The 19828-nt window shown below is 50.2% G+C and carries 24 protein-coding genes and 1 pseudogene; 7 read left to right on the top strand and 18 right to left on the bottom strand.

The genetic code is table 11. The features are described from left to right. Nucleotides 1–7: 7 nt before the first annotated feature. From CKK19_RS20235 to CKK19_RS20215, 5 genes are all read right to left on the bottom strand, one after another. The gene (locus CKK19_RS20235) at nucleotides 8–490 is read right to left on the bottom strand and encodes an Hcp family type VI secretion system effector (RefSeq protein ID WP_023298995.1); all 483 of its coding nucleotides are present in this window, start codon (nucleotides 488–490) and stop codon (nucleotides 8–10) included. Nucleotides 491–752: 262 nt separating this feature from the next. Beyond that, nucleotides 753–1841, bottom strand: a complete 1089-nt coding sequence (locus tag CKK19_RS20230) for an AAA family ATPase (RefSeq protein ID WP_023305168.1) — start codon at nucleotides 1839–1841, stop codon at nucleotides 753–755. A 145-nt stretch (nucleotides 1842–1986) separates the two neighbouring features. After that, the gene (locus CKK19_RS20225) at nucleotides 1987–2946 is read right to left on the bottom strand and encodes a YbgA family protein (protein WP_022646596.1); all 960 of its coding nucleotides are present in this window, start codon (nucleotides 2944–2946) and stop codon (nucleotides 1987–1989) included. A gap of 102 nt (nucleotides 2947–3048) precedes the next feature. Next, complete coding sequence (gene uraH, locus CKK19_RS20220; protein WP_063854027.1) at nucleotides 3049–3459, bottom strand: hydroxyisourate hydrolase; 411 nt, start codon at nucleotides 3457–3459, stop codon at nucleotides 3049–3051. Nucleotides 3460–3558: 99 nt separating this feature from the next. Beyond that, a complete protein-coding gene (locus tag CKK19_RS20215; protein ID WP_022646597.1) occupies nucleotides 3559–4284 on the bottom strand; it encodes a MerR family transcriptional regulator in 726 nt (241 codons plus the stop codon). A gap of 117 nt (nucleotides 4285–4401) precedes the next feature. Between CKK19_RS20215 and CKK19_RS20210 the strand changes: the two genes are divergently transcribed. Continuing rightward, nucleotides 4402–4926 (top strand): lipocalin family protein, encoded by a 525-nt coding sequence (locus tag CKK19_RS20210; protein ID WP_022646598.1) that lies wholly within the window; start codon nucleotides 4402–4404, stop codon nucleotides 4924–4926. A gap of 1 nt (nucleotide 4927) precedes the next feature. On the opposite strand, the gene CKK19_RS20205 is transcribed toward CKK19_RS20210, so the two are convergent. From CKK19_RS20205 to CKK19_RS20180, 6 genes are read right to left on the bottom strand one after another with little or no spacing between them, the layout of a single operon-like run. Beyond that, nucleotides 4928–5935, bottom strand: coding sequence for a fimbrial protein (locus tag CKK19_RS20205; protein WP_022646599.1), 1008 nt, complete (start codon nucleotides 5933–5935; stop codon nucleotides 4928–4930). Then, nucleotides 5935–6453 (bottom strand): fimbrial protein, encoded by a 519-nt coding sequence (locus CKK19_RS20200; protein ID WP_022646600.1) that lies wholly within the window; start codon nucleotides 6451–6453, stop codon nucleotides 5935–5937. Before CKK19_RS20200 ends, CKK19_RS20205 begins: the two co-directional genes overlap by 1 nt. Then, nucleotides 6444–8969: a fimbria/pilus outer membrane usher protein gene (locus tag CKK19_RS20195; RefSeq protein WP_063854028.1), complete on the bottom strand. Its 2526-nt coding sequence runs from the start codon at nucleotides 8967–8969 to the stop codon at nucleotides 6444–6446. Before CKK19_RS20195 ends, CKK19_RS20200 begins: the two co-directional genes overlap by 10 nt. A gap of 23 nt (nucleotides 8970–8992) precedes the next feature. After that, on the bottom strand, nucleotides 8993–9670 hold the full coding sequence (locus CKK19_RS20190; RefSeq protein ID WP_023299001.1) for a molecular chaperone: 678 nt from the start codon (nucleotides 9668–9670) through the stop codon (nucleotides 8993–8995). A 53-nt stretch (nucleotides 9671–9723) separates the two neighbouring features. Then, nucleotides 9724–10308 (bottom strand): fimbrial protein, encoded by a 585-nt coding sequence (locus CKK19_RS20185; RefSeq protein WP_023299002.1) that lies wholly within the window; start codon nucleotides 10306–10308, stop codon nucleotides 9724–9726. A gap of 52 nt (nucleotides 10309–10360) precedes the next feature. After that, complete coding sequence (locus tag CKK19_RS20180; protein ID WP_063854029.1) at nucleotides 10361–10963, bottom strand: helix-turn-helix domain-containing protein; 603 nt, start codon at nucleotides 10961–10963, stop codon at nucleotides 10361–10363. A gap of 834 nt (nucleotides 10964–11797) precedes the next feature. Between CKK19_RS20180 and CKK19_RS20175 the strand changes: the two genes are divergently transcribed. The 3 genes from CKK19_RS20175 to CKK19_RS20165 all read left to right on the top strand — a co-directional run bounded on the left by CKK19_RS20175 (nucleotide 11798) and on the right by CKK19_RS20165 (nucleotide 14191). After that, the gene (locus tag CKK19_RS20175) at nucleotides 11798–12586 is read left to right on the top strand and encodes a winged helix-turn-helix domain-containing protein (protein WP_063854030.1); all 789 of its coding nucleotides are present in this window, start codon (nucleotides 11798–11800) and stop codon (nucleotides 12584–12586) included. Between the two features lies 1 nt (nucleotide 12587). Then, entirely contained in the window at nucleotides 12588–13067 is a 480-nt protein-coding gene (locus CKK19_RS20170; protein WP_063854031.1) for a hypothetical protein, read from the top strand. A gap of 242 nt (nucleotides 13068–13309) precedes the next feature. After that, nucleotides 13310–14191 carry a GlxA family transcriptional regulator gene (locus CKK19_RS20165; protein ID WP_038415011.1) on the top strand — a complete coding sequence of 294 codons (882 nt, stop codon included), beginning with the start codon at nucleotides 13310–13312 and terminating at the stop codon, nucleotides 14189–14191. A gap of 64 nt (nucleotides 14192–14255) precedes the next feature. Here CKK19_RS20165 and CKK19_RS20160 read toward each other — a convergent pair whose 3' ends face one another. Together CKK19_RS20160 and CKK19_RS20155 are read right to left on the bottom strand one after the other, a co-directional pair. Continuing rightward, nucleotides 14256–14555 carry a helix-turn-helix domain-containing protein gene (locus CKK19_RS20160; protein ID WP_045335986.1) on the bottom strand — a complete coding sequence of 100 codons (300 nt, stop codon included), beginning with the start codon at nucleotides 14553–14555 and terminating at the stop codon, nucleotides 14256–14258. A gap of 123 nt (nucleotides 14556–14678) precedes the next feature. Beyond that, the gene (locus tag CKK19_RS20155; RefSeq protein WP_063854032.1) at nucleotides 14679–15020 is read right to left on the bottom strand and encodes a SymE family type I addiction module toxin; all 342 of its coding nucleotides are present in this window, start codon (nucleotides 15018–15020) and stop codon (nucleotides 14679–14681) included. 128 nt (nucleotides 15021–15148) lie between these two features. Here CKK19_RS20155 and CKK19_RS20150 point away from each other — a divergent pair, with 128 nt between their 5' ends. Genes CKK19_RS20150 through CKK19_RS20140 form a run of 3 tightly spaced genes read left to right on the top strand, consistent with a single transcriptional unit; the run spans nucleotide 15149 to nucleotide 17936 of the window. After that, a complete protein-coding gene (locus tag CKK19_RS20150) occupies nucleotides 15149–15310 on the top strand; it encodes a YlcI/YnfO family protein (protein WP_074174428.1) in 162 nt (53 codons plus the stop codon). Nucleotides 15311–15318: 8 nt separating this feature from the next. After that, a complete protein-coding gene (locus tag CKK19_RS20145; protein ID WP_063854033.1) occupies nucleotides 15319–17301 on the top strand; it encodes a DEAD/DEAH box helicase in 1983 nt (660 codons plus the stop codon). Then, nucleotides 17298–17936 (top strand): hypothetical protein, encoded by a 639-nt coding sequence (locus tag CKK19_RS20140; RefSeq protein ID WP_074174429.1) that lies wholly within the window; start codon nucleotides 17298–17300, stop codon nucleotides 17934–17936. Before CKK19_RS20145 ends, CKK19_RS20140 begins: the two co-directional genes overlap by 4 nt. A 263-nt stretch (nucleotides 17937–18199) precedes the next feature. Here the strand turns inward: CKK19_RS20140 and CKK19_RS20135 are convergent, their stop codons facing one another. From CKK19_RS20135 to CKK19_RS20115, 5 genes and pseudogenes are all read right to left on the bottom strand, one after another. Then, nucleotides 18200–18520: a TA system toxin CbtA family protein gene (locus CKK19_RS20135; RefSeq protein WP_071605960.1), complete on the bottom strand. Its 321-nt coding sequence runs from the start codon at nucleotides 18518–18520 to the stop codon at nucleotides 18200–18202. A 41-nt stretch (nucleotides 18521–18561) separates the two neighbouring features. After that, entirely contained in the window at nucleotides 18562–18918 is a 357-nt protein-coding gene (locus CKK19_RS20130) for a type IV toxin-antitoxin system YeeU family antitoxin (RefSeq protein WP_054627869.1), read from the bottom strand. Nucleotides 18919–18949: 31 nt separating this feature from the next. Next, on the bottom strand, nucleotides 18950–19171 hold the full coding sequence (locus tag CKK19_RS20125) for a DUF987 family protein (RefSeq protein WP_054627868.1): 222 nt from the start codon (nucleotides 19169–19171) through the stop codon (nucleotides 18950–18952). Nucleotides 19172–19179: 8 nt separating this feature from the next. Continuing rightward, nucleotides 19180–19650 carry a RadC family protein gene (radC, locus tag CKK19_RS20120; RefSeq protein WP_032294514.1) on the bottom strand — a complete coding sequence of 157 codons (471 nt, stop codon included), beginning with the start codon at nucleotides 19648–19650 and terminating at the stop codon, nucleotides 19180–19182. A 69-nt stretch (nucleotides 19651–19719) separates the two neighbouring features. After that, nucleotides 19720–19809 (bottom strand): annotated as a pseudogene (locus CKK19_RS20115) (DUF945 domain-containing protein); the annotation flags it as partial. Nucleotides 19810–19828: the final 19 nt, after the last annotated feature.

Below are 19828 nucleotides of genomic sequence, written 5' to 3'. Positions count from 1 at the left end.
GTGCGTTCTATGCTGACTGGCGTTCGTTCCATGCATCGCTGAAGATAATGTTCCCGTCGTTATGCTTCCAGGTAATCTTCTCGTAACGCAGTTCGACCGTTTCCATATGGTTTTCGTTAGGGTTATCCCCTGGCGCCATTGCCGGTGAAATCGAAACTATTCGCACGCCTTCAAGCAGCATGTTGAAGTATTCCTCTTCCTGACCAGAGTAGTTGATCCGATACCATTTTATTTCTGCTGACACCAGGCTTTGACCTGTCGCAACTGCTTTATAAAGATATGGGCTAGAGCAGTCGAATTCTTTAATGATCAGCATAGGGGAATGCATACGTGTACCGGTTATTTTGCCGGTTGCGTTATCTGTTGGGATCATGAGATTGTGGTGGAACCCTTTAACCTCAATGCTGCACTCTCTGTGCTGAACATCAACTCCGCCTTTGATTAATGCTCCACCGTCGTCCTTAAGCCATAAGTATGCTGGTATAGACATTTCCCTATTTCCTTATTTTGTTGAATAACGTCATTATTGCGCTTGAAAACCCCATACCTATTTTTTCCATCAAGTATGTCAATACGCTCCAGCGTATGTCCGCTATCCGCATGGAAAGGTGAAACCAGATCATGTTTACTCCCAATCGATGTCCTTTTAAGACATTGACCAGGCAGATTTTAACCAAAATAAGGAGTTAACTTATGACGCTTCCAGAAAAGATAAAAAGCGGTTCTCTCAGCACTACCGGTGAGGATGACAATTACCCCAGCCGCTCCATCCGCGTCTCCCCCTCCATCATCGACAGCTGATACAGCGAAAACGATCGGTGCTTCTCAATCAACTGTGCCAGCTCCGGCGAGTGGCTGGTGAGCCAGATCTGCGAGTAGCGGCTGGCCTCGGCAATGAGGCTTGCCAGAGCGGGCAGCATCTGCGGATGCAGGCTGTTTTCCGGTTCGTTGAGGGCGATGAATGCGGGAGGGCGCGGGCTTAACAGCGCCACCGCCAGGCACAGAAAACGCAGCGTGCCGTCGGAGAACTCTGCCGGTTCCAGCGGTCTGCTTAGCCCCTCGCGCTGCATCATCATGCGGAAGCGCCCGCCGGTGTTGTCGCTGTAAAACACGCAGCCGGGGAAGGCCTGGTCGAGAATGCGCATCAGCAGCAGCTCGTCGCCAATTTCGACAATGGTCTGAAACGCGGCGGCCAGGTTCGCGCCGTCGCTGGCCAGCACCGGGGAACGAAAGCCCACCTGCGGCGCACGGATCGCCGAGCCGGATGAGACGGAAAACTCATGATAAAAGCGCCAGTTACGCAGGGACTCGCGCATCTGCGACACTTCGGGATAGAGGTGCGGTTCGCCGAGCTGCCCGAACACCGACTCGTTCTCATACAGCGTACCGCTGTGGGTCACTTTTTCGTGATGCACGTTGTTCAGGAAAACCGCCTGATTCTTACGCTTCATCAGCTGTGACGACGGACGACGGTGCTGGCCGCTCAGCCAGATAGCTTCCTCTTTGATCACCGGATCGAGCTGAAACTGTGAGGGATAGGGCAGCTTTTCCACGAACCCGACCTGAAGCTCATATTCATAGGTTTCCGTTTCCACCGCCAGGTTCATGCGCCGCAGCTGATCGCTGCGGGTTTTGCCCGCCCAGAACACTTTCAAAATCCCCCCCTCGTTTGCCAGCGCCTGGGAGAATTGCCCCTGCGCCGCGCTGTGCATCAGGTAAATCGCTTTATAAATATTGGATTTTCCGGTGCCGTTGGGGCCGAACACGATGTTGAGCTGTTCCAGCTCAAGCGACATATCGCGAATTGAGCGGTAGTTCTGAATATGCAGATTTTTGATCATCGGGGTACTCCGCTGTGCATGCTTAACCTGTACAGAATTACAGTATTTTACGCTGAGCGCAAAAAAAAGACGACAGTGAGGGTGTCGTCTAAACGGGGTACAGCTTTGGGCCTCTGTGGGTCAATGGGCCTTCGCTTCTTTCTTATCAGGTAACGGCCAGACGCAGACCCAAATCATCAGGATAGGGATCAAAGTAGTTTTGCGTCATCAGGTACCGGTCAGGGTATTCAGCCAGATAATGCTTAAGCAGCGTCAGCGGCGCGAGGATCGGCAGCAGTCCGTCCCGGTAATGCAGGATCACATCACGCAGTTCTCCGCGCTGGCGGCTGTTCAGCTGGTTACGGAAATAGCCCTGAATGTGCATCAGCACGTTAGTGTGATTCTTCCGCGAAGCGGGTTTTTTAAGGATATTCATCAGTTTGTCGCGATAGGCCACGAAAAACGCGTCCAGATCGTCCCACTCATGCAGTGATGCCACGAACGGACCAATTTCACGGTAGCCTGCCTGATGGTGCGCCAGAAGCTGAAGCTTATAGCGGCTGTGAAAGTCCAGCAGGGCACGGCGCGTCAGGCCATTTTTACGCATTACGTTCAGTTCGTGGAGAGCAAAAACGCGCTCAACAAAGTTTTCCCGCAGTACCGGATCGTGCAGGCGACCGTCTTCTTCGACGGGCAGCCAGGGGAAAGTTTCAAGGAGGGCGGCGGTGAACAGCCCGACTCCCTCCTTGCGGCCCCGGTTGCCGTTTTCGTCGTACAGCCGCACGCGCTCCATGCCGCAGCTAGGGGATTTTGCACAGACGATAAACCCTGACAGATCGCCGATTTTCGGCAGATAATCTGCCGTAAATGCGGCCATCTTCTGCGTGACGTCATCGTGCGGCGCTTTGCTGAATCGCATTTCTGTCTCGCCGCCAGTGGTCATCACCAGGCGCAGCGCCGGACGAGGCGTGGGCAGGCCGATAGCCATTTCAGGGCATACCGGGCGGAAAGCGACCCACTGCGCCAGCTCATCCATCACAAAGCCCATACGCTTATGTCCGCCGTCAAAGCGAACGGCGGAACCGGTCAAACATCCGCTAATACCCAGCACAGGTTTTGTTGTCATGATGTGCACCTCCCGATCTCATATCTAAAAGTTACACAACAATGCGTATTTGTCCAAGTATTGACGGGATTATTTTTTAATCGTCTTTAAAATCAAGAGCAATCAGCTGCCCTTGTAGGTTGAGTAACCGTACTGGCTGAGCAGAAGCGGGATGTGCAGTTTTTCATTGGTGCGGGTGACGGTGAACAGCACCGGCACTTCCGGGAAGAAGGAGTCCAGCTTTTTGCCGTGGAAGTAATCTGCGGTTTTGAAGGTCACTTTATAGACGCCTGGCGTCATATCCTGATCCTGCGGATAGAGCGATTTAATACGCCCGTCGTGGTCGGTTTTACCGCTGGCAATCGGGGTCCACTTGTTCTGCTCCTGCTTTTCCAGCGTGACGGCCACATCCGCTGGCGGCATACCGGTTTGCTGGTCCAGAACGTGGACGCTCAGGGTGCCTGCCGGGGCGCTGAATGCGGCAGGGGCGAAAGCCATTGTAGCCAGTATCATCAGAGGGAGTGTCTTTTTCATCGTGTTTTCCTGTTGAGTTGTCGGTGACAGGAAAACGTTAGCACTCGCTGCGCGAAAAAATATTCAACTTTTCGTGAAGTTTGCCACAGCAGAAAATAATCAGAGGATAATTACCTCAAGGGAAACCTGCTGCTGCCACTGCGCAACCTGCTTTTTCCGCGCGGCGGTAAGTTTACCGCTGGTAACCAGCAGCCATTTGCGATCCGGAAAAATTTCCGGGGCCAGCGCGGCAGGGGGAACCGGCAGTATGTCGATGCGGTGGCCCTGGCCGGTGCGCGTCAGGGCTTCAAGCCAGATCTCACACGGGTCGTTCAGATGCCAGCCGCTGATGAGGATGTTATCGCCCGGCGCTTTTTTATCGCCCTCAAGGCAAAACGAGGTGTAGGCGATGAGGATGCCGTCGAGGATTTCACGCAGCGTCATGGCGGCGGCGACGTTGGCCGATATCTGGCTGCGCAACGGACGCAGCACGTTAGTGACCAGCTCTGGCCTTGGGTATTCGCGTCCGGCGTCGTAAATCATCTGACGCAGGGATTCAATTTTCCCCTCCTGCAACTTTTGCAGCATGGCCTGTTGCAGGGTTTGCCAGTTATTGGCGCGGCGCGGCACAGGGCGTTCCAGCAGTGATTTTACCTGGCCGATGGGTACGCCTTTTTTAACCCAGTCGAGGATTTTCAGCGCCTGCTGAACGTCCTCATCGCTGTACAGGCGGTGACCGCCGTCCGTACGCTCGGGTTTGAGTAATCCATAGCGTCGCTGCCACGCCCGCAGCGTGGTGGCGGTGATGCCGCTGAGTCTGGCGAATTCGCCGATGGAGTAAGCCATGTCTGCATCCGAAGAGAAGGAGTAGTCTCAATATACTACGAATATTCCCCGACGGGATGAAGCGCCGCACGGGTGCGCTACACTTAACGTCCAACCGCGTAAATGAAAGGAGTTCTCATGAGGCTATGGCCTGTCGTTACCGGTGTCGCCATTGCGCTGACGCTGGTTGCCTGTAAATCTCCCACGCCGCCGAAAGGCGTGCAGCCCATTACCGGCTTTGATGCCAGCCGCTATCTCGGCAAATGGTATGAAGTCGCCCGACTGGAAAATCGCTTCGAGCGCGGTCTGGAACAGGTGACCGCGACGTACGGCAAGCGCAGCGATGGCGGTATCAGCGTACTGAATCGTGGCTATGATCCGGTGAAGAACAAGTGGAATGAGAGCGAAGGAAAGGCGTACTTTACCGGCGAACCGACTACGGCTGCGCTGAAGGTATCGTTCTTCGGCCCGTTCTACGGCGGCTATAACGTGATCAAGCTGGACGATAAGTACCAGTACGCGCTGGTCAGCGGCCCGAACCGCGACTACCTGTGGATTTTATCGCGCACCCCGACCATTCCGGAGGCGGTAAAACAGGACTACCTGAATACCGCACGCGATCTGGGCTTCCGGGTCGATCAACTGGTGTGGGTTAAACACTGACCTACTGATACGAAAACGTAATGCTCGCCAGGGCGTTAGCCGAGCCGGGGACCAGCTCTCCGGTTCGGATGTACTGCGCCTGGAACGGCAGCGACAGCGTTTGTGCTGCGCTGGTGGTCTGGATGAAAAACTGTCCCGTCGTGCCTGCGGCCGAGCTGTCTGGCCCCATCATCAGCGGCCCGGTACCGTTATAGAAAAACTGCACGCCAATGCCGGAGGCCGTGGAGTCCCCGGTCAGCGTCACGACCGACGAGGTATTTGACGGCGTGGTCTGATCGGTCATTACTGCGTTAACCGCCACGTTCTCATCGCAGGTCAGGCTGACGTTAAACGCCTCCGATGGCGAGGTGCTGCCTACGCTGGGTAGCGTGTGAACATCAATGGTGCCCAGGTCGACGTTGGCGCTTTTCGTGCCTACCGTGCAGCCGCTTGCCGTCACCGTGATGGTGGTCGGGTTGATGATCACCTGCGCGGTTTTCACTTCGTTGTTATAGGCCGTCAGGATCGCCGCATTAATGGTGGGGGTCTGGTATACGCCGGATTTCAGCGGAACGCCGGTCTTGATAAACGTCACTTTTGCCGACCAGCCCAGTGTGGAGGCGTAACCGTTAGTCCCGTCGGCCGGATAACTCTGCGTAATGCCCGTCTGCATCGGGACATAGGTGGTGCCGTTATAATCTTTAAGCCCAAGAATGAAGCCGATGCCGGGCACGCCCGTTTCAAATACCATGTAATTTGCACCATCAAGAATAACCGTGATGCCGGTGGCCGTTACGCTGCTGCTCGGCTCCAGCGTCCCTTTGGAGCAGGTAAAAACCAGGCCGCACCAGAACACTTCCGAGACGCTCGCAGTGGCGCTCCATTCAGAGCCGATCGTATTTCCGGGCACGATGGAATCTGCCGGGCCGGACCATGACATGGGTGTTGGCGAAAGGGTGATATCCGATGTCCAGGAGAGGGCAAGCGCCTGAGAGGTCATGAAAAACAGGCCTAAAAAAAGTAAACGCATTATTGATACTCCGTCGTCCAGGTCGCCACTGCCGAAACGTCTCCGGCATTGACCGGCGCACCCGTGGCGGCCAGTCGCGCATAGAAGGTCATTTTTACGCTGTCATCCCCCGCCGCGCCGTAAGCAGTGGTTTGGGTGTCCAGCGGGATAAGTACGCTGTCTTTATCCAGAATCTGCACCGCCACGCCGGTCGCGCCGCCGTCAGCGACTTTCAGAAGCTGCGGGTTTTCGTCATCCGGCGTACCGCTGAAGCGGATTTTCACGCCAGCAAAGGTAGGGCCGCACGCTTCAAGGGTGAGCGTGAAGGGCGTTTTGATATTGCTGACTGCCCCCGCCTCGCTAAATTGCTTTACGCCGAGGGTGCCCAGCGGCACGTTTTGCTCCTTCGAATCTTCCGAGACAATACAGGTATTGCCGATCACGTTGCCGGTCACGGAAACCAGCACGTCATAGCCGTGTACGGGGACGGTGATGAACATCAGCAGGATCAGGGGGAGAAACCGGACGGTTACTGACATATGACCTCCTGGGAATACAGCCCGGTGCGGGCCTGATAATTTTTCGGGTTCAACGCATAGCGGATCGTGCAGCGCTGGGCGCTGTCGCGTCCCCATACGGCATGCAATGTTCCCTTCGCTGACAGGCCGGTCAGATACACGCTGCCGCCATCGCCGACGATACCGCTGGCGTTGTCATCCTCTGACGAGACCAGCGTGCCGAAGGGGAGCACGTCTTTAGCGTGACGCACGATAAACATCGCTTTTGCCCCCTGACGCGTGGTGAGGGTGGCGCGAACCAGTGCCCCGTCGGTGGGGATTTTATTGGCGATGGCGTTCTCAAGCTCCACGTCATTGCCCACGGTGGTGACATCCAGCGCAACCTGATTAACGCGATACGGCGTGGCGTACGGGATCACCGCATAGCCCTGGCTGTCGGTTTTGATGCCCTTGTGGTTGAGCACGGCGACATGGCTGGCGCCCGGGGCTTTCACCAGGATATTGGTGTTCCCGAGCGGCTGGCTCAGCGTCAGGCCATCCTCATGCAGCACCGCACCGCCGCTCATCCCGTAGCTGAGGTTGCGGGAGTTACTGGCGTAGCTGTAGCCCAGGTTATAGTCTCCCCACGCGCCCTCGTATTGCAGCGCGGCATCGCCGCCGTAGTGCTGCTGCGCGCTGTAGCGCTGGTTGACGCTATAGAAAAGATTCTCCTGTCCCGGCAGATAACCACTGACACCGGTACTGGCGGTGGTGCCAGCGGGATCCGCATGGGTAGCGGTAAAACGGAGGCGGGTCGACAGCGCCGGGTTACCCAGCGGCACCGACAGGGACAACGCAAGGATATTGTCTTTCTTGTTGTCGTACAGGCTAGAGCTACGCTGGGCGCTGATGCCAAGCGACAGATTACGAAACGTTGCGTTCCACGCGAACTGCAAACTTTGCGTGGTTTTTGACGTATTCCAGTAGGTTTGTTGATCCCAGGACAGAGACAGCGCGCCGTATTCGCCCATCGGCTGCGACAACAGCAGCTGATTTTTTGCCTTACGCGACATATGCAGGTTGTAAACCGTGTCGTAGTGAGTGGTGACGGTGCCATCGTCTTCCACGGTCTGTTTTGGCGCGCCGCCCGCCATGCCTTTGTAAGTGGTATCGCTGAGAGTATAAAACCCTGCCGTTGAGTAACGCAGCGAGAAGAAATTGACCCGCGTACCGATATCGTTCAGCAGCTTGCTGTACCGCAGGCGCACCGAATCCCCGGTGTAGTGCTGATTATCAGCCAGCTGGCTGCGGGCATGGGTGAGGTCGAGGGAGTAGGCGCCAAAGCGGCCGAGATTCTGCCCGATACCGAAGGCCAGGCCGTTGTAGCGATCGGAAAACTGCGCCCCGCCATAAAACGTGAGACCGTATCGCCAGCCCAGGAACAGCTCGCCCTGCGCGAAGGAGGGCGAGATCTGATTGCCCGCAGGGCGGTATTTCCCGGCCCCCAGAGCATATTTCACCTGACCGTTACGCACCAGATTCGGCACGCTGGCAAAGGGCAGGGTGTATTGCGTCTGGCTGCCGTCGCTCTCCTGAATGGTGACCGCGAGATCGCCGCCGGAAGAGGTTGGATAGAGATCTTTCAGCACAAACGCCCCCGGCGGAACCGAGGTTTGATAGATAACGTTACCGTTCTGGCGAACCGTCACCGTGGCATTGCTGCGCGCGATGCCGCGCACTTCAGGCGCGTAACCGCTCAGGCTGGCGGGCAACATATTGTCATCGGTCTTCAGGGCAATCCCACGCAGGCCAACGGCGTCAAACACCTGCGATGAGGTGAACGTTTCACCGGCATAAACCTGGGCACGCAGGGCGCGGATATCCCGCTGTAGCCAGGTCTGGACGTGGGTGAGCTCGTTACTCTCTTTGGTCCACGTGGTGAAATCACGCAGCCGCCATGCGCCCAGGTTGGCGCCGCTGTTCAGGCTCACAAACAGCTGTTGTTCCCGCGTGCGCGTCTCGCCCCGGTAGTCATTATTCGCGCCATTGACCACATAGTTCAGCCACGCGGCAGGGATGCCGGATTCCCAGCTCTCCGGGCTGACGTACCCGCGCGGCAGAGCGCGCATCGCGCTTTGCGGTACGGTGAAGTTGAGGGTAAGCGTCCTCTGGTCAAAATCAAACCGGGTATCGGCGAACGACCGGGTTAAAAAAATGCAGCGCTGCGCAGGCGACAGCTCACCCCCTTTCGCCTGACGGCTGTCGATGCCAAGTGCGGCGAATTGCGCAGGCGTAAGGCACGGCAGGGCTTCACCGGCGGTGTTTTCAGCGACGCGAAACGTGACGTTACCTGTGAACGCGAACTGGGTGTTGATATACACGTTAAGATTGTACTCGCCCGGCGGCAACGCGCTCCCGGCGTTGACCCAGGCGAGATCGGCACTGTTTGCCTGTTCGCCGTTAAGAAACGCAGGATTAAAGTGCAGCTCGCTTTCGGCAGCCACGGCTTGCCGAATCACCAGGGCGATCGCCGTGGCGCACAGGATTTTAATTTTCATGTGGTCACGCCTTACTGTTTTTATTATTGGGACAATGACGTGCGGGTAACGGGCGTCCAGGCCCCATAATCGTTAATCGTCTGGTAGCTCATGCTGCTCGCATGGCTGAAGGTGTCTGCCAGCGTCACGCTGGTTTTCGGCGGCACCATGACGGGCGACACCGGCCTGCCATCAATTTTCAGGTTAATGGTGGTGAGGTAATACGGCGTTGGGTTGGTCAGCGTGACCTTGCCCGCGCGGTAGGCGCCTGCAAGGTTTTTCCATGCCTCTCCTGCGCCTTCCCGAAGCGACTCAGGGCGATAAAAGACCTTGATGCGGTTGGCAGAGGCGAATTGCAGCGAATTGCCGGAACCGTTTTTAACCTGCTGTGGGATAGCTTTGACCGTCATCCAGTACAGCGTTTCGCGATCGGCTGGCAGTGCGTTGCCGCTGAACATGATTTTCACCGCGCTTTCGCTGGCGGGCTTCATGACGTACAGCGGCGGCGTGATGACGAAGTCGTTGGTACGGCTCCCTTTCTCGTCTTCCATCCATGACTGGATCAGGAACGTGGCATCAGGGTGGGTATTTCTTACCTGCATCATCGTCTGCGTCGTCGCGCCTGCGTAGACCAGCCGCGTTGCACCCAACCCCACGCCGCCTGCATACACGGCGGATGAACATAACGTGCCAGCCAGACAAATCCATGTGTTTACGCGCATTGTGCGTCTCCTGAAAGCTGAGTCAGACCCGGCCAGCAGACCGGGCCTGAAGATTACGAATAGGTCACGGTGTAGGTTGCGACCGCGCTGGCATCACCCGCCGTGGCGTTGCCCAGTGGGGAGTAATATTTCGCGCTGAAGTTCAGGGTGTTCGCCCCCGCACGCAGGGGGATCGCTGCTGCCGGCTCACCCAGCCTGACGACGTTGCCCTGTTCATCATAAAGACGGATAGCGACATGCTGCGCCGAGCCCGCGCCGCCGTTTACTCCCGCGGCCAGGCTATTCACATCGGTACTGTCCGGCGTACCGGTGAAGGTGATAGCCACAGTCGTTGCGGCAATGGGGTTATCTTCCGTGGACGCGGAGGTATCGGCGATTTCGCAATCTTCCAGCGTGATGGAGAAGGCTTTTGCGGTACTGGCTTCACTGCCTGCGGCAGCCAGCGTGGCGGTACGCACTTCACCCATGTCGACGTCGATATTCGCGCTACCGGCGCTGATGGCACAGGCGGAGGTCACCACTTTACCGCTAAAGTTAACCGTGCCGCCGCTGGTGGTGGCGGCCAGTGCTGAGCCCGCTGGCAGCAGGGCGGCAATGCTTAATGCCAGCAGAGAATGGCAAGTAAGGCGTGCTTTCATTTCATGGTTCCTTGGTTTTTTTATTACGAGATTTGCTCTGAAAGCGGCAGGTCTAACTGGTTAAAAAGACCAGCAAATCTGTCTTATTCCTGAGCCCGAGTTTTCTTATCGCTGAGCTTTTTAAAGCGCTCACGCGGCGATAAGAAAGTTTCTCCAGTTCTGCGATGTAACGTATATCCAGTCCGTTCCTGAGTTCCTTTAATACCCTCCTTTCTCCAGGCGTCAGCGATAACGCCGCTGGCTGCTTTTGGGGCCGATAATGGCTATCGACCATTTTTGCTAGCTTTATCCGCCACTGATAAACCGTGTTCTGTAGCGAGATATAGGCATCAATATCTTCCCTGGCCCATAACAGGGAATGGGCATAGGTTGAATACAGGCAGATAATCACCTCTGGATGCGTGGCTTTGATTTTTTTTAAATATTTCAGTGAGCCATACCCTGTATGGTATTTCTCTGCGCCGGATATAAATAAGATATCGATACGAATCGACGACAGCGCCTTATCCAGTTCCTGATAACCTCCTTCGATGATAATGATGTGAAGGTCGTCGCGGATGCTGCGTAATAACGTTTTAATGCCGTTTCTTGCATAATGATCGCCGCCCATCAATGCAACAGTAATATGCTGTGTTATTTGGTTATTGTTCGTCATGTTATTCCTCGATTTATAATAGTAATCAGGCGAATTATTTATAAGGGTATCGCCAGTATTCTCGAAGCAATGACGTATTGCATAGTGTAGGCCTACTATACGTCGGCCAATAAAGAGGTAATCTGAATTAATCTAAAATTGTATTAATTACTAAGATCGAGACCGGTTACGACGCTTCCCTCTGATTGGTCTTATTCCGCTTCGCTTTCTGTAAATTATGATAGCCGCTATTTTTAATGAAAATTTAGCTTTGATAAATGTTTTGTAAGGAGTTTGTCGTCTGGTGTCAGTGCGGGTGTGAAGTTGCTGACGGGGAATAACAATTTACGAATGTTATCATCGATAAAAACTGATAGAGAGGTGGGTGAAAAGCATACAAAAACCATATAACTTACTGATATTGGTCAGGTTGAGAAAACTTAAGGCTTAAGAGTACTGAATATTTCAGACACGTATGTCCGTGGCGTACAATGTTTTTTTATGTAGATATTTGTCAATGTCAAGAGGCGAGGGGTGCGCCAAAAGGAGAGGCTCTGATAAATGAGATGCTGCCGATAGTCAGATACTTCTGTGGAGCGGAAATTCACTTCACAAAACATCATAATGAGGATGATCGCGGATGAATCGGCTCTGCAAGCCCCATTCTACAAGGGTTGAGTTCTTATGCAGGTTCAGTGAAGCTTAAGGGATGAAATATAAATTAAGATTTTTCGCCAATGGCGAAGATATACAGCATGCCGTTAATCAGTCACATTAATCCCGACGCGAATGTCATCACATACATGCGGTGACTCAGGTTCAACATCTGTTAACCGGAGAATTCATACTGCCCCTATGCATAAGCATTACATTATAAATAATATCGTCGAATTTCATCCTGCGGCCAGCACGTTACGTGATATCAACAATCCTGACCGTGTGGTTGTGTTAAATTCGCCAGCAGGCCGATGCCTGTTGTTATTAATCGACAGAGCGGGGTCGATTGTCACTCAGCAAGAGTTCCTTGATATTGTCTGGCAAAGCCGCGGCATGCTTGTCTCCTCCAATACCTATTACCAGAACATCTCCATTCTGCGCAAAGGGCTCAAAAAGATTGGTTTTGAAACTGACCCTATCGTTACCATTCCCCGTATTGGGCTGACGCTGGCAAGCGACACGCAAATAACCGTCAGAGAGCCTTCGCCTGTCGCGCCTCAACCCGCAGAGGGACAATGTGAGGAGGTGCCAGCGATCGAGGAGGTCTCTGCATCCTCCGCGCCAGCAGCGCCCGTTGCCAGGAAGTCCACGCGCTGGCTGGCTGTCGTCATGGGGCTGTTGATCATCCTGGCCGTGGGAGGCGTGACGGGATATATGAACGTCAGGGAAAACCGTTTTGTTGAGGATTATCGTTTTGCGGCATCCGTCGGGGCCTGTCGCGTTTATCTTGCGAACGACATTCAGACTCACGCTGAACGCGCTTCCGCGCTGACCTATGTAGAACAATTCAAGGCTGAATGCGCGCAATATCCCTGGGTTTACATCAGCTGGTACGCCCTGCTTCCTCGTGCGTCGGTTATTCGCTGCGACCGGCCAATGAAAGAACCGAACCGCTGTATATCTGATTATTTCCTGAAGGATAGCTAGCATGACTCGTTTTCGGCAGATGCTGTATGTCATCGTGACGGGCCTCGTCACGGCAGGCGTGCTGACGGGCTATTACCTGTGGCACCGATCTTACGTTCAGCCTTTTTCATGCCAGGCTAATCTGGTACAGCACCATCCGGATGAGACGCTGACGGTCTGGCTGAATTACACCTTCGACGGGAAATTCGGCACCCTGAGCATGAATGGCCGGGCAAAGAGCGATCCGGGTAAAACCATCGACAGGAAAATTTCCTTTCGGGTGGAGAGAAAAGATCGCCTCTATTTGCTGACGTCAGAAAACAATATGACGTTCCCGGACGATAATGTCGAAGACAGCTGGCTGGAAAAATATGAACCGCAATTTTTTGTGTATCCGGGCAAGAGTATTTATATGCGTATCAATGAACAACATAATGGTAACTATATCTTTACCTTAGGAACATTACCGACATATGTGTGTCGTGGTTCAAAAAAAGAATGATGTAAACGAGAAAAGCATTATATTTTCCTCCCGTCTCATTTATGCTTGATTTAAAATATCAGTATTATCTTAGAAATATAAAGTGCGACAGATCATGTTGCGATAATGTAATTAATTTTAAATTTGGCAAGTAAATGAAAAGTGTATTTGACTCCTCCGATGGGGGGAAATCAGTACCGGAAAAGTGTCTGCATATTGGGTTGATATTATGGCCCCGTTATTCACTTCTGGCGGTATCTGGATTGCTGGAAGCGCTGCGTTATGCAGCGAAAGCTCAGGATAAATTAGCATTTAAAATCAGCCTGATAAGTGAATTTCCTGATATCCCGATTATCAGCAATGCGGGGATTATCATGAGGCCGGATTCTCCCCATGGGCCGCCGGACAGTTTTAACTACCTTGCTGTTATCGGCGGTGAATTGCAGTATCTGGACTTAGGATATCAGGGGGATAAAGCGTATCTGGCACATGCCCACCATGCCGGGGTTCCGCTCATTGGCATTGGCACCGGCAGTTTTGTCCTCGCACAGGAAGGATTGCTGAATGAACGACGAGCGTCCATCCATCCTTTCCACCTTGATGCATTTCGGCAGGCTTTCCCGCTGGTTTATGCTGAGCAAGGGTATGATTTCATCGACGATGGCGATGTGCTGACCTGCCCGGGCGGTATTTCCACCCTGACGCTGGCAACTGAGCTTATCCGCGCCCATGCCGGGGATGATATCGCCAGCACCACCTGTCAGCGTTTGTCGCTCGTTCCGCATGAAATTGCCACCCCACGTCCGGCGAATCTTGCGCTTATCCCTGACTCGCGGTTGCGCCGCGCCGTCATGCTGATAGAACAGTTCCTGACCCGGCCGCTCACCACCGCCGGGCTTGCGCGAGAAGTGGCATTGAGTGAACGCCAGCTCAACCGTCTGTTCCACGCAGAATTCGGCAAAACGGCCCGCGAATTTATCCGCAGCGCCAGACTGCGCTATGCTTGCTGGCTGCTGAAGAACTCGCAGCAAAGCGTGACGGATATTGCGCAGCGGATGGGATTCAGCGACTGCGCGCACTTTATTCGTCATTTTCAGACGGAGTACGGTTGTACGCCTGGGGTATGGCGCACGTCGCAGAATTAATTTTCTGAGGTGGATGTAAAATGCGGCTTATATAGTTGCGCCATCAACTGCGGATACAATCGCGTTAGAGATGAAACGCAACCCGCTTGCCAGTGGGGAGTTCCACGTTAATGCTAAGTTTTCCGCCCATCGCTTCGATGTAACGCTTAAGCGTAGCAATCTTAAGATCGTTTCCACGCTGCTCCAGCTGTGTTACCGCAGGTTGACTTACGCCCATAAGATCGGCGACATGTTTTTGCGAAAGCTGGAGCTCTTCACGCAGAAGTTGCAGACCGGTTTCGAGGAACATTTCCTCTGCCATCTCCTGAATGCGCTGTTGGCTTTCCGGTGAGCGTGACGCAATCACTTCATTTAAGGTTTTCACTTGGCTGCCTCGCTGGCAGTTGTTCGATAAAACCGAACAACTGCATTTTCGACCCGTTAACCCTTATCAGAAATGCTTCATAAGGATAATGTCTGTAAGCTCGTAGTATGCCAGAAATAGCCGCTACGCCAGATGGTTTGTATTTGATTTTGTGAGGCGCTTTCCAGCATGTGGAATTTGGATCGCTGCAAGCGCGTCCTCTATCTCAATAAGCTTTGCTTTCGTCCGTTTATAATCATCCTGCAAACGCTGCTCCTGCTCGTTATACGCCACCAGAACGATGCATCCTTTCATGACCTTTACTGTGACCTGCTGTCCGGTATCAAACCCCGCCGCGCGCAGCCACTTGCCGGAAAGGATGATTTTTGGTGTAGATTTGTCGTAAACATTCGGGCGGTATCCCACAATTAACGAACGCTCGGTTCCGGATTGGTCGGTGTCTGGGGTAGAATGCGAATCAGCCATAATCAACTCCTTGATAGTTGGTGAGGTTAGACGCCCTTTAGTGCTCCAACACTGCTGGGCGTTGTCAAAATTCCGAATCCATGTGGTAGGTACCACATGCAGATAAATTAACCGAAGTGGTACCTACCATGCAAGAGAAAAAGAAACCTAATTTTGACCGCACCAAGAGCACGATGAAGAATATTCGGTTTGAGGATGAGCTTCTGGAGCAGATTGAAAAGGCAGCGGGAAAGGGAAACTTTAGTAAGTGGGTTAAAGAAGCTTGCCGCCTTAGACTACTTAATAATTAGGAGAAAAAATGTCTGGATATTGCTTTTATACACATGATGCAGAAGCTTTAGCTGAAAGAGCTAATATAAAAGAACAGATAGAAGAATATGCAAACAAAAGGAAAAAACAAACATATGTTCTTTGTAAACCCTTATCGAAGGAAGATATAACCTACGATTATGAAGATGCGATAGCAATATTTTCATCAGGAATGAAACCTTGCTTAGTGAACATTGGTGAAGACACTGATCTTTTTGAAGATTTTGTTGAGGATTTTAAAGAGGATGTTTCATTCTTAGCCGAGAAGTTTAAATATAGGGAGAAAATTGGCAGAAAAAAATCTTGGCAATCTTTATTTATTGAAACAGATGCAAAAAACTTAAGCTTTGAAGATTATCAAGTTGATAAGGCAGAGGCTAGGGTCGTTGATTTGCTGACTTCCTTAATGGTCGGAAGCATTAATGATGTATCTAAAATAAAGATGGATACTGATAATCTCCTTGACAGTGTAAAATCAAAAATTATATTGTTTGATACTGATCAGACTAGCTTTGTATTTAAAAGTGGTCATAATAAAAAATATGTAATTCAGGGTTTGGCCGGTTCTGGAAAAACAGAGCTACTTTTACATAAATTAAAAGAAATATATTCTCAGGATTTAGAAGCAAAAATTGCTTTTACCTGTTTCAATAAAATCCTTGCTTCTTCAATGAAAAGCAGAATTCCTGATTTTTTCGATTTTATGCGAGTTGAGAGACAAATAGACTGGAATAATAAGCTTTTTTGTTTTCACTCATGGGGAAGCGGGAAGGATCCATTCTCTGGTATGTATAGATATATCTGCTATTTTTATGAGATATCTTTTGGAAGCTTAGCCGCCGGTACTTTTGATGATTTATGTAAGAAAGCTATTTTAGATATTAAAAGTCAAGGGGGTGATATAAAAAAAGCTTTTGATTATGTATTTATAGATGAAGGACAAGATTTCTCTTCAAGCTTTGTAGAGTTATGTGAACTAGTTACAGAGAAAAAAGTGTTTGTGGCTGGAGACGTTTTTCAAAATATTTTCAGGCCAATAGATGAAAATGTAAATAGAGCCGATATGCTTTTGAAAAAATGCTATCGTACTGATCCTAAAAATTTAATGTTTTCTCATGCTCTTGGTATGGGACTTTTTGAGCAACCGGTGCTGAGATGGTTGAAACCAAATGAATGGGATGCGTGTGGTTATAACTATGATGAAAATGATGGTAAGGCATTGTTAAGTAGAGATCCTTTAAGGCGTTTCGAAGATATTCCTGCTGATTATAAAAGCACACACATTCACTCATTAGATGAAAGTGACACTATTTCTGGAAGAATAATTTCAGTAATTAATAATATACGTAATAGACATCCTTCAACCGAGCAAGGTGATATTGCAATAATTTTCATTGATCGTGGCCAATACATTTATGAGGCAATTTCGCGATTGCGATTGGATATTAAACAGCAATTGAATTGGGACTCAAATGTCTCATTTGAATCAAAGTCTCGGCAAATGGATAAGCTATTTATATCTAATATAAACAATGCAAAAGGTTTAGAGTTTCCTTTTGTTATATGTTTTGCTAGAAAACTTCAAAGACATCCCTCATTTAGAAATGCACTTTATACGATGATGGCTCGCTCCTTTTTAGAGAGCCATCTTATGTTAAGTCATTTTGCTGAAAAAGAAATAACAACACAAGTTACTAATGGATTAACCGGTCTTACTCAAAATAATAATTTATGTGTAAGGATTCCAACACCAGAAGAAATCAACAATCAAAACGATTTTATTGTTCTGGAAGATGGTTTTTCTATTGAGAAAATTGTTAAAGATTATTGCATTCCTCGCTCTGCATCACCAAGGTTGATTGCAAAGGTGATTAGTAGTGTTACAAAAATAATTGAGGATATTGATGATTATTCTGAATCATACTTAATGAAGCTTATTGAGTTAGAATATGAAAGGAATAAAATATTATGAGTGTATTTCTTTTCTCTGATATACCCGATTATCATACAAGTAAATTTGTATCAGTACGTGACACCTTTGACAATTTAACCAATTTATTGTTGGTTGTCGAAATAATTAATTTATGTGGTCATTGCCGAACAGTTAACCATAATGATTTCGATTTCGCAGTATATTCTGGAGCATATGCTAGGATATTGGTTAAGAAATCTGATGGTTTTTTTACAATGTCATTACCTTTTAAAGTAATTGACTATGGTGGTAATGTTGTTTTTAACTACGAAGACTATAATAAAGTTGTTAATGCTGAGTTCATATCAATGATGAGAAACGCTATTGGTGCTTGTCGAGATTATGGGTATTCGCATGAAGAGGTAATATTTTCTCTTACAGAAAATTTCAACCTTGAGTATCGTGAAGCTGCTAATTATTGCGATATTTTTACTTCTCTAATAACAGATGATCACGGATACTTTAGATTTGATGATGATCCTGATAATGAAAATGGAAGAATTCATCCTCGATATCATTTTGATCTTTTTTATAAAAATTCTACAACAATTAAGATTGGTGTTAGTCAAAATATAACAGCACCATATTTTCTCAACTTATTCGATAAATCGGTAAGTAAGTACTATCTTGTATAGCTATTCCGAAGATCTTTTATTGCCCTCTGAGTCTTAAATAAATGCTCAGAGGGTTATTAAAATATAACCTAAAATAGTTAATTTAAGGATAAGCGTTAGAGTTTATATGAAATGAGGTAACTTTAGAGAATTTTGGCGGAGATCACAGGAGTCGCATTTGGTGGTTAATCATGTTGAATTTATTGATTATTTTCCTATGCGCTTTACTGATGTGCCCCCGATTATGCCCCCACATGTTTTTCCTTAAGGATCAGTTGGCTGATTTATGGGCGTTTCAAGCCAAGGTTGGACTGTGCCCGATGAACATCCAAAGATGTTATCCAGGGTTCTTGATCCTGCCAGGAGAAACTCTTCTGGTCAATGCGCACAAGCTCGAATCGTTCCACAAGGAAATTAACAGCATCAGTAAGATTCACTCCCGCCTCTATATGTTCCTGAATCGTCGTATCGTTACTGAACGGTGTGTCGTTGATCGTGAGGCCGTAATGATGCTCTAAAATATACGTTAATAGTTTTTGCCAAACTTGGACAGGAGACAGGCGTGACGAAACCGTCACTGTTTTCGGTACAGTCGAAATATGCATGAGTTGATTCCCTGATAAAAGTAGAGGAAGGTGTTAACTGGTTATAGCTGATGGGGATAAATGGCGATATAAACGTAGCCATAAGAGCCGAGAGTGTCAGCTTCACAAGTAAGTCCATTGTGATGCAGTGTGACGCAGTGCTGGTTGTGAGGATCAAGCTCGCCAGTTGTCAGCATCCGCTCAAGCTGTTTCACCATTAGTGGAAACGCTTGGTCCAGACTCAATGCTTCTGCGTCACTGAATGAGCCATTAAATCCTGCCCGGTCAGCCAAAAAGTATATGCGGTTGCCTTCCTGTACCAGACGAGCGCCGAAGCACGGCGTGATATTACGTTTTAATCCCCACTGAAGGCAGGATGTGTTCTCCGCCGATGTGCCGGATATGGTGGTCGACTGCATTAATATACTCCTTAATGATTGAGTGGGATGATTAGTTCACCGTCACGCAGCGAAGAATAGCGTACGGGCCTGCCCGGTCCTGACGACGTTCAACAAAAACAGCGAGTACGCCGCTGATATGCTGAACTTCATGTCCATAGTAATGGCATACACTGCCATGCCACTGGTAGTGACCTGTACAGAAGGCAGATAGCCTGGATTCGGGATGCTGACGATAAATATGCATCGCCTGGCTCTTACTGATGATTTTCATTCTGCACCTCATAACAAGCCACATTCAGCAAAAGACACCACTTCGTTCCCGACCACAAGATGATCCAGCACACGCACTTCCACCAGAGCCAAGGCTTTAGCAATTCGCTGCGTGACATGTTTATCCTGCTGGCTGATTTCTGTCGTGCCGGACGGGTGGTTATGCGCCAAAATGACCGCAGCAGCGTTATGTTTCAGGGCTGATTTAACCACTTCGCGGGGATGCACTTCGGTATGGCTGAGCGTGCCGGTAAACAGTGTTTCTCGCTCCAGCAGGCAATGCTGATTGTCGAGATACATTACGATGAAGACTTCCCGCTCCAGGTGAGCCATCTGCAGTTGCAGCCAGGTTTTTGTAAGGCTGGTAGAGGTAAATGACTCACTCGGTTGACGCTGGTATTTCTCCAGCAGACGTAATGCTCGCTGGATGACTCGCTGCTCGTTTGCAGGAAATACCGGGGATAAATTGATCGTAGACATGGTTGCTCCTTAGAAAGAAAAGCCCTTCCGAATCTTCGGAAAGGCGTTAAGGGAAAATAGTGGAAGAGATCATGAAGCAAGCTGCAGCATATTCTCAGCCATCACCCAGAGGGCCCGGTTGAGCTTCACATCACCGTCAATACCTTTCACTGCTCGGGTTGAAGTGGTTTACTGAATT

The sequence above is a fragment of the Enterobacter sp. CCUG 70166 genome (assembly GCF_020224095.1).
Lineage (GTDB): Bacteria > Pseudomonadota > Gammaproteobacteria > Enterobacterales > Enterobacteriaceae > Enterobacter > Enterobacter intestinihominis.
The sequence above is the reverse complement of the archived record's forward strand: the minus strand, read 5'-3'. Positions and strand labels throughout refer to the sequence as shown.

What these genes read in the sequence shown, in the direction of transcription:
- CKK19_RS20215 (WP_022646597.1), bottom strand. Translation starts at nt 4,284, where the DNA reads ATGGCTTACTCCATCGGCGAATTCGCCAGACTCAGCGGCATCACCGCC.
- radC (WP_032294514.1), bottom strand. Translation starts at nt 19,650, where the DNA reads ATGTCTACGATCAATTTATCCCCGGTATTTCCTGCAAACGAGCAGCGA.
- CKK19_RS20185 (WP_023299002.1), bottom strand. Translation starts at nt 10,308, where the DNA reads ATGAAAGCACGCCTTACTTGCCATTCTCTGCTGGCATTAAGCATTGCC.
- CKK19_RS20145 (WP_063854033.1), top strand. Translation starts at nt 15,319, where the DNA reads ATGTCTGGATATTGCTTTTATACACATGATGCAGAAGCTTTAGCTGAA.
- CKK19_RS20175 (WP_063854030.1), top strand. Translation starts at nt 11,798, where the DNA reads ATGCATAAGCATTACATTATAAATAATATCGTCGAATTTCATCCTGCG.
- CKK19_RS20135 (WP_071605960.1), bottom strand. Translation starts at nt 18,520, where the DNA reads ATGCATATTTCGACTGTACCGAAAACAGTGACGGTTTCGTCACGCCTG.
- CKK19_RS20225 (WP_022646596.1), bottom strand. Translation starts at nt 2,946, where the DNA reads ATGACAACAAAACCTGTGCTGGGTATTAGCGGATGTTTGACCGGTTCC.
- CKK19_RS20180 (WP_063854029.1), bottom strand. Translation starts at nt 10,963, where the DNA reads ATGACGAACAATAACCAAATAACACAGCATATTACTGTTGCATTGATG.
- uraH (WP_063854027.1), bottom strand. Translation starts at nt 3,459, where the DNA reads ATGAAAAAGACACTCCCTCTGATGATACTGGCTACAATGGCTTTCGCC.
- CKK19_RS20190 (WP_023299001.1), bottom strand. Translation starts at nt 9,670, where the DNA reads ATGCGCGTAAACACATGGATTTGTCTGGCTGGCACGTTATGTTCATCC.
- CKK19_RS20230 (WP_023305168.1), bottom strand. Translation starts at nt 1,841, where the DNA reads ATGATCAAAAATCTGCATATTCAGAACTACCGCTCAATTCGCGATATG.
- CKK19_RS20155 (WP_063854032.1), bottom strand. Translation starts at nt 15,020, where the DNA reads ATGGCTGATTCGCATTCTACCCCAGACACCGACCAATCCGGAACCGAG.
- CKK19_RS20170 (WP_063854031.1), top strand. Translation starts at nt 12,588, where the DNA reads ATGACTCGTTTTCGGCAGATGCTGTATGTCATCGTGACGGGCCTCGTC.
- CKK19_RS20205 (WP_022646599.1), bottom strand. Translation starts at nt 5,935, where the DNA reads ATGCGTTTACTTTTTTTAGGCCTGTTTTTCATGACCTCTCAGGCGCTT.
- CKK19_RS20235 (WP_023298995.1), bottom strand. Translation starts at nt 490, where the DNA reads ATGTCTATACCAGCATACTTATGGCTTAAGGACGACGGTGGAGCATTA.
- CKK19_RS20130 (WP_054627869.1), bottom strand. Translation starts at nt 18,918, where the DNA reads ATGCAGTCGACCACCATATCCGGCACATCGGCGGAGAACACATCCTGC.
- CKK19_RS20140 (WP_074174429.1), top strand. Translation starts at nt 17,298, where the DNA reads ATGAGTGTATTTCTTTTCTCTGATATACCCGATTATCATACAAGTAAA.
- CKK19_RS20150 (WP_074174428.1), top strand. Translation starts at nt 15,149, where the DNA reads ATGCAAGAGAAAAAGAAACCTAATTTTGACCGCACCAAGAGCACGATG.
- CKK19_RS20195 (WP_063854028.1), bottom strand. Translation starts at nt 8,969, where the DNA reads ATGAAAATTAAAATCCTGTGCGCCACGGCGATCGCCCTGGTGATTCGG.
- CKK19_RS20210 (WP_022646598.1), top strand. Translation starts at nt 4,402, where the DNA reads ATGAGGCTATGGCCTGTCGTTACCGGTGTCGCCATTGCGCTGACGCTG.
- CKK19_RS20200 (WP_022646600.1), bottom strand. Translation starts at nt 6,453, where the DNA reads ATGTCAGTAACCGTCCGGTTTCTCCCCCTGATCCTGCTGATGTTCATC.
- CKK19_RS20125 (WP_054627868.1), bottom strand. Translation starts at nt 19,171, where the DNA reads ATGAAAATCATCAGTAAGAGCCAGGCGATGCATATTTATCGTCAGCAT.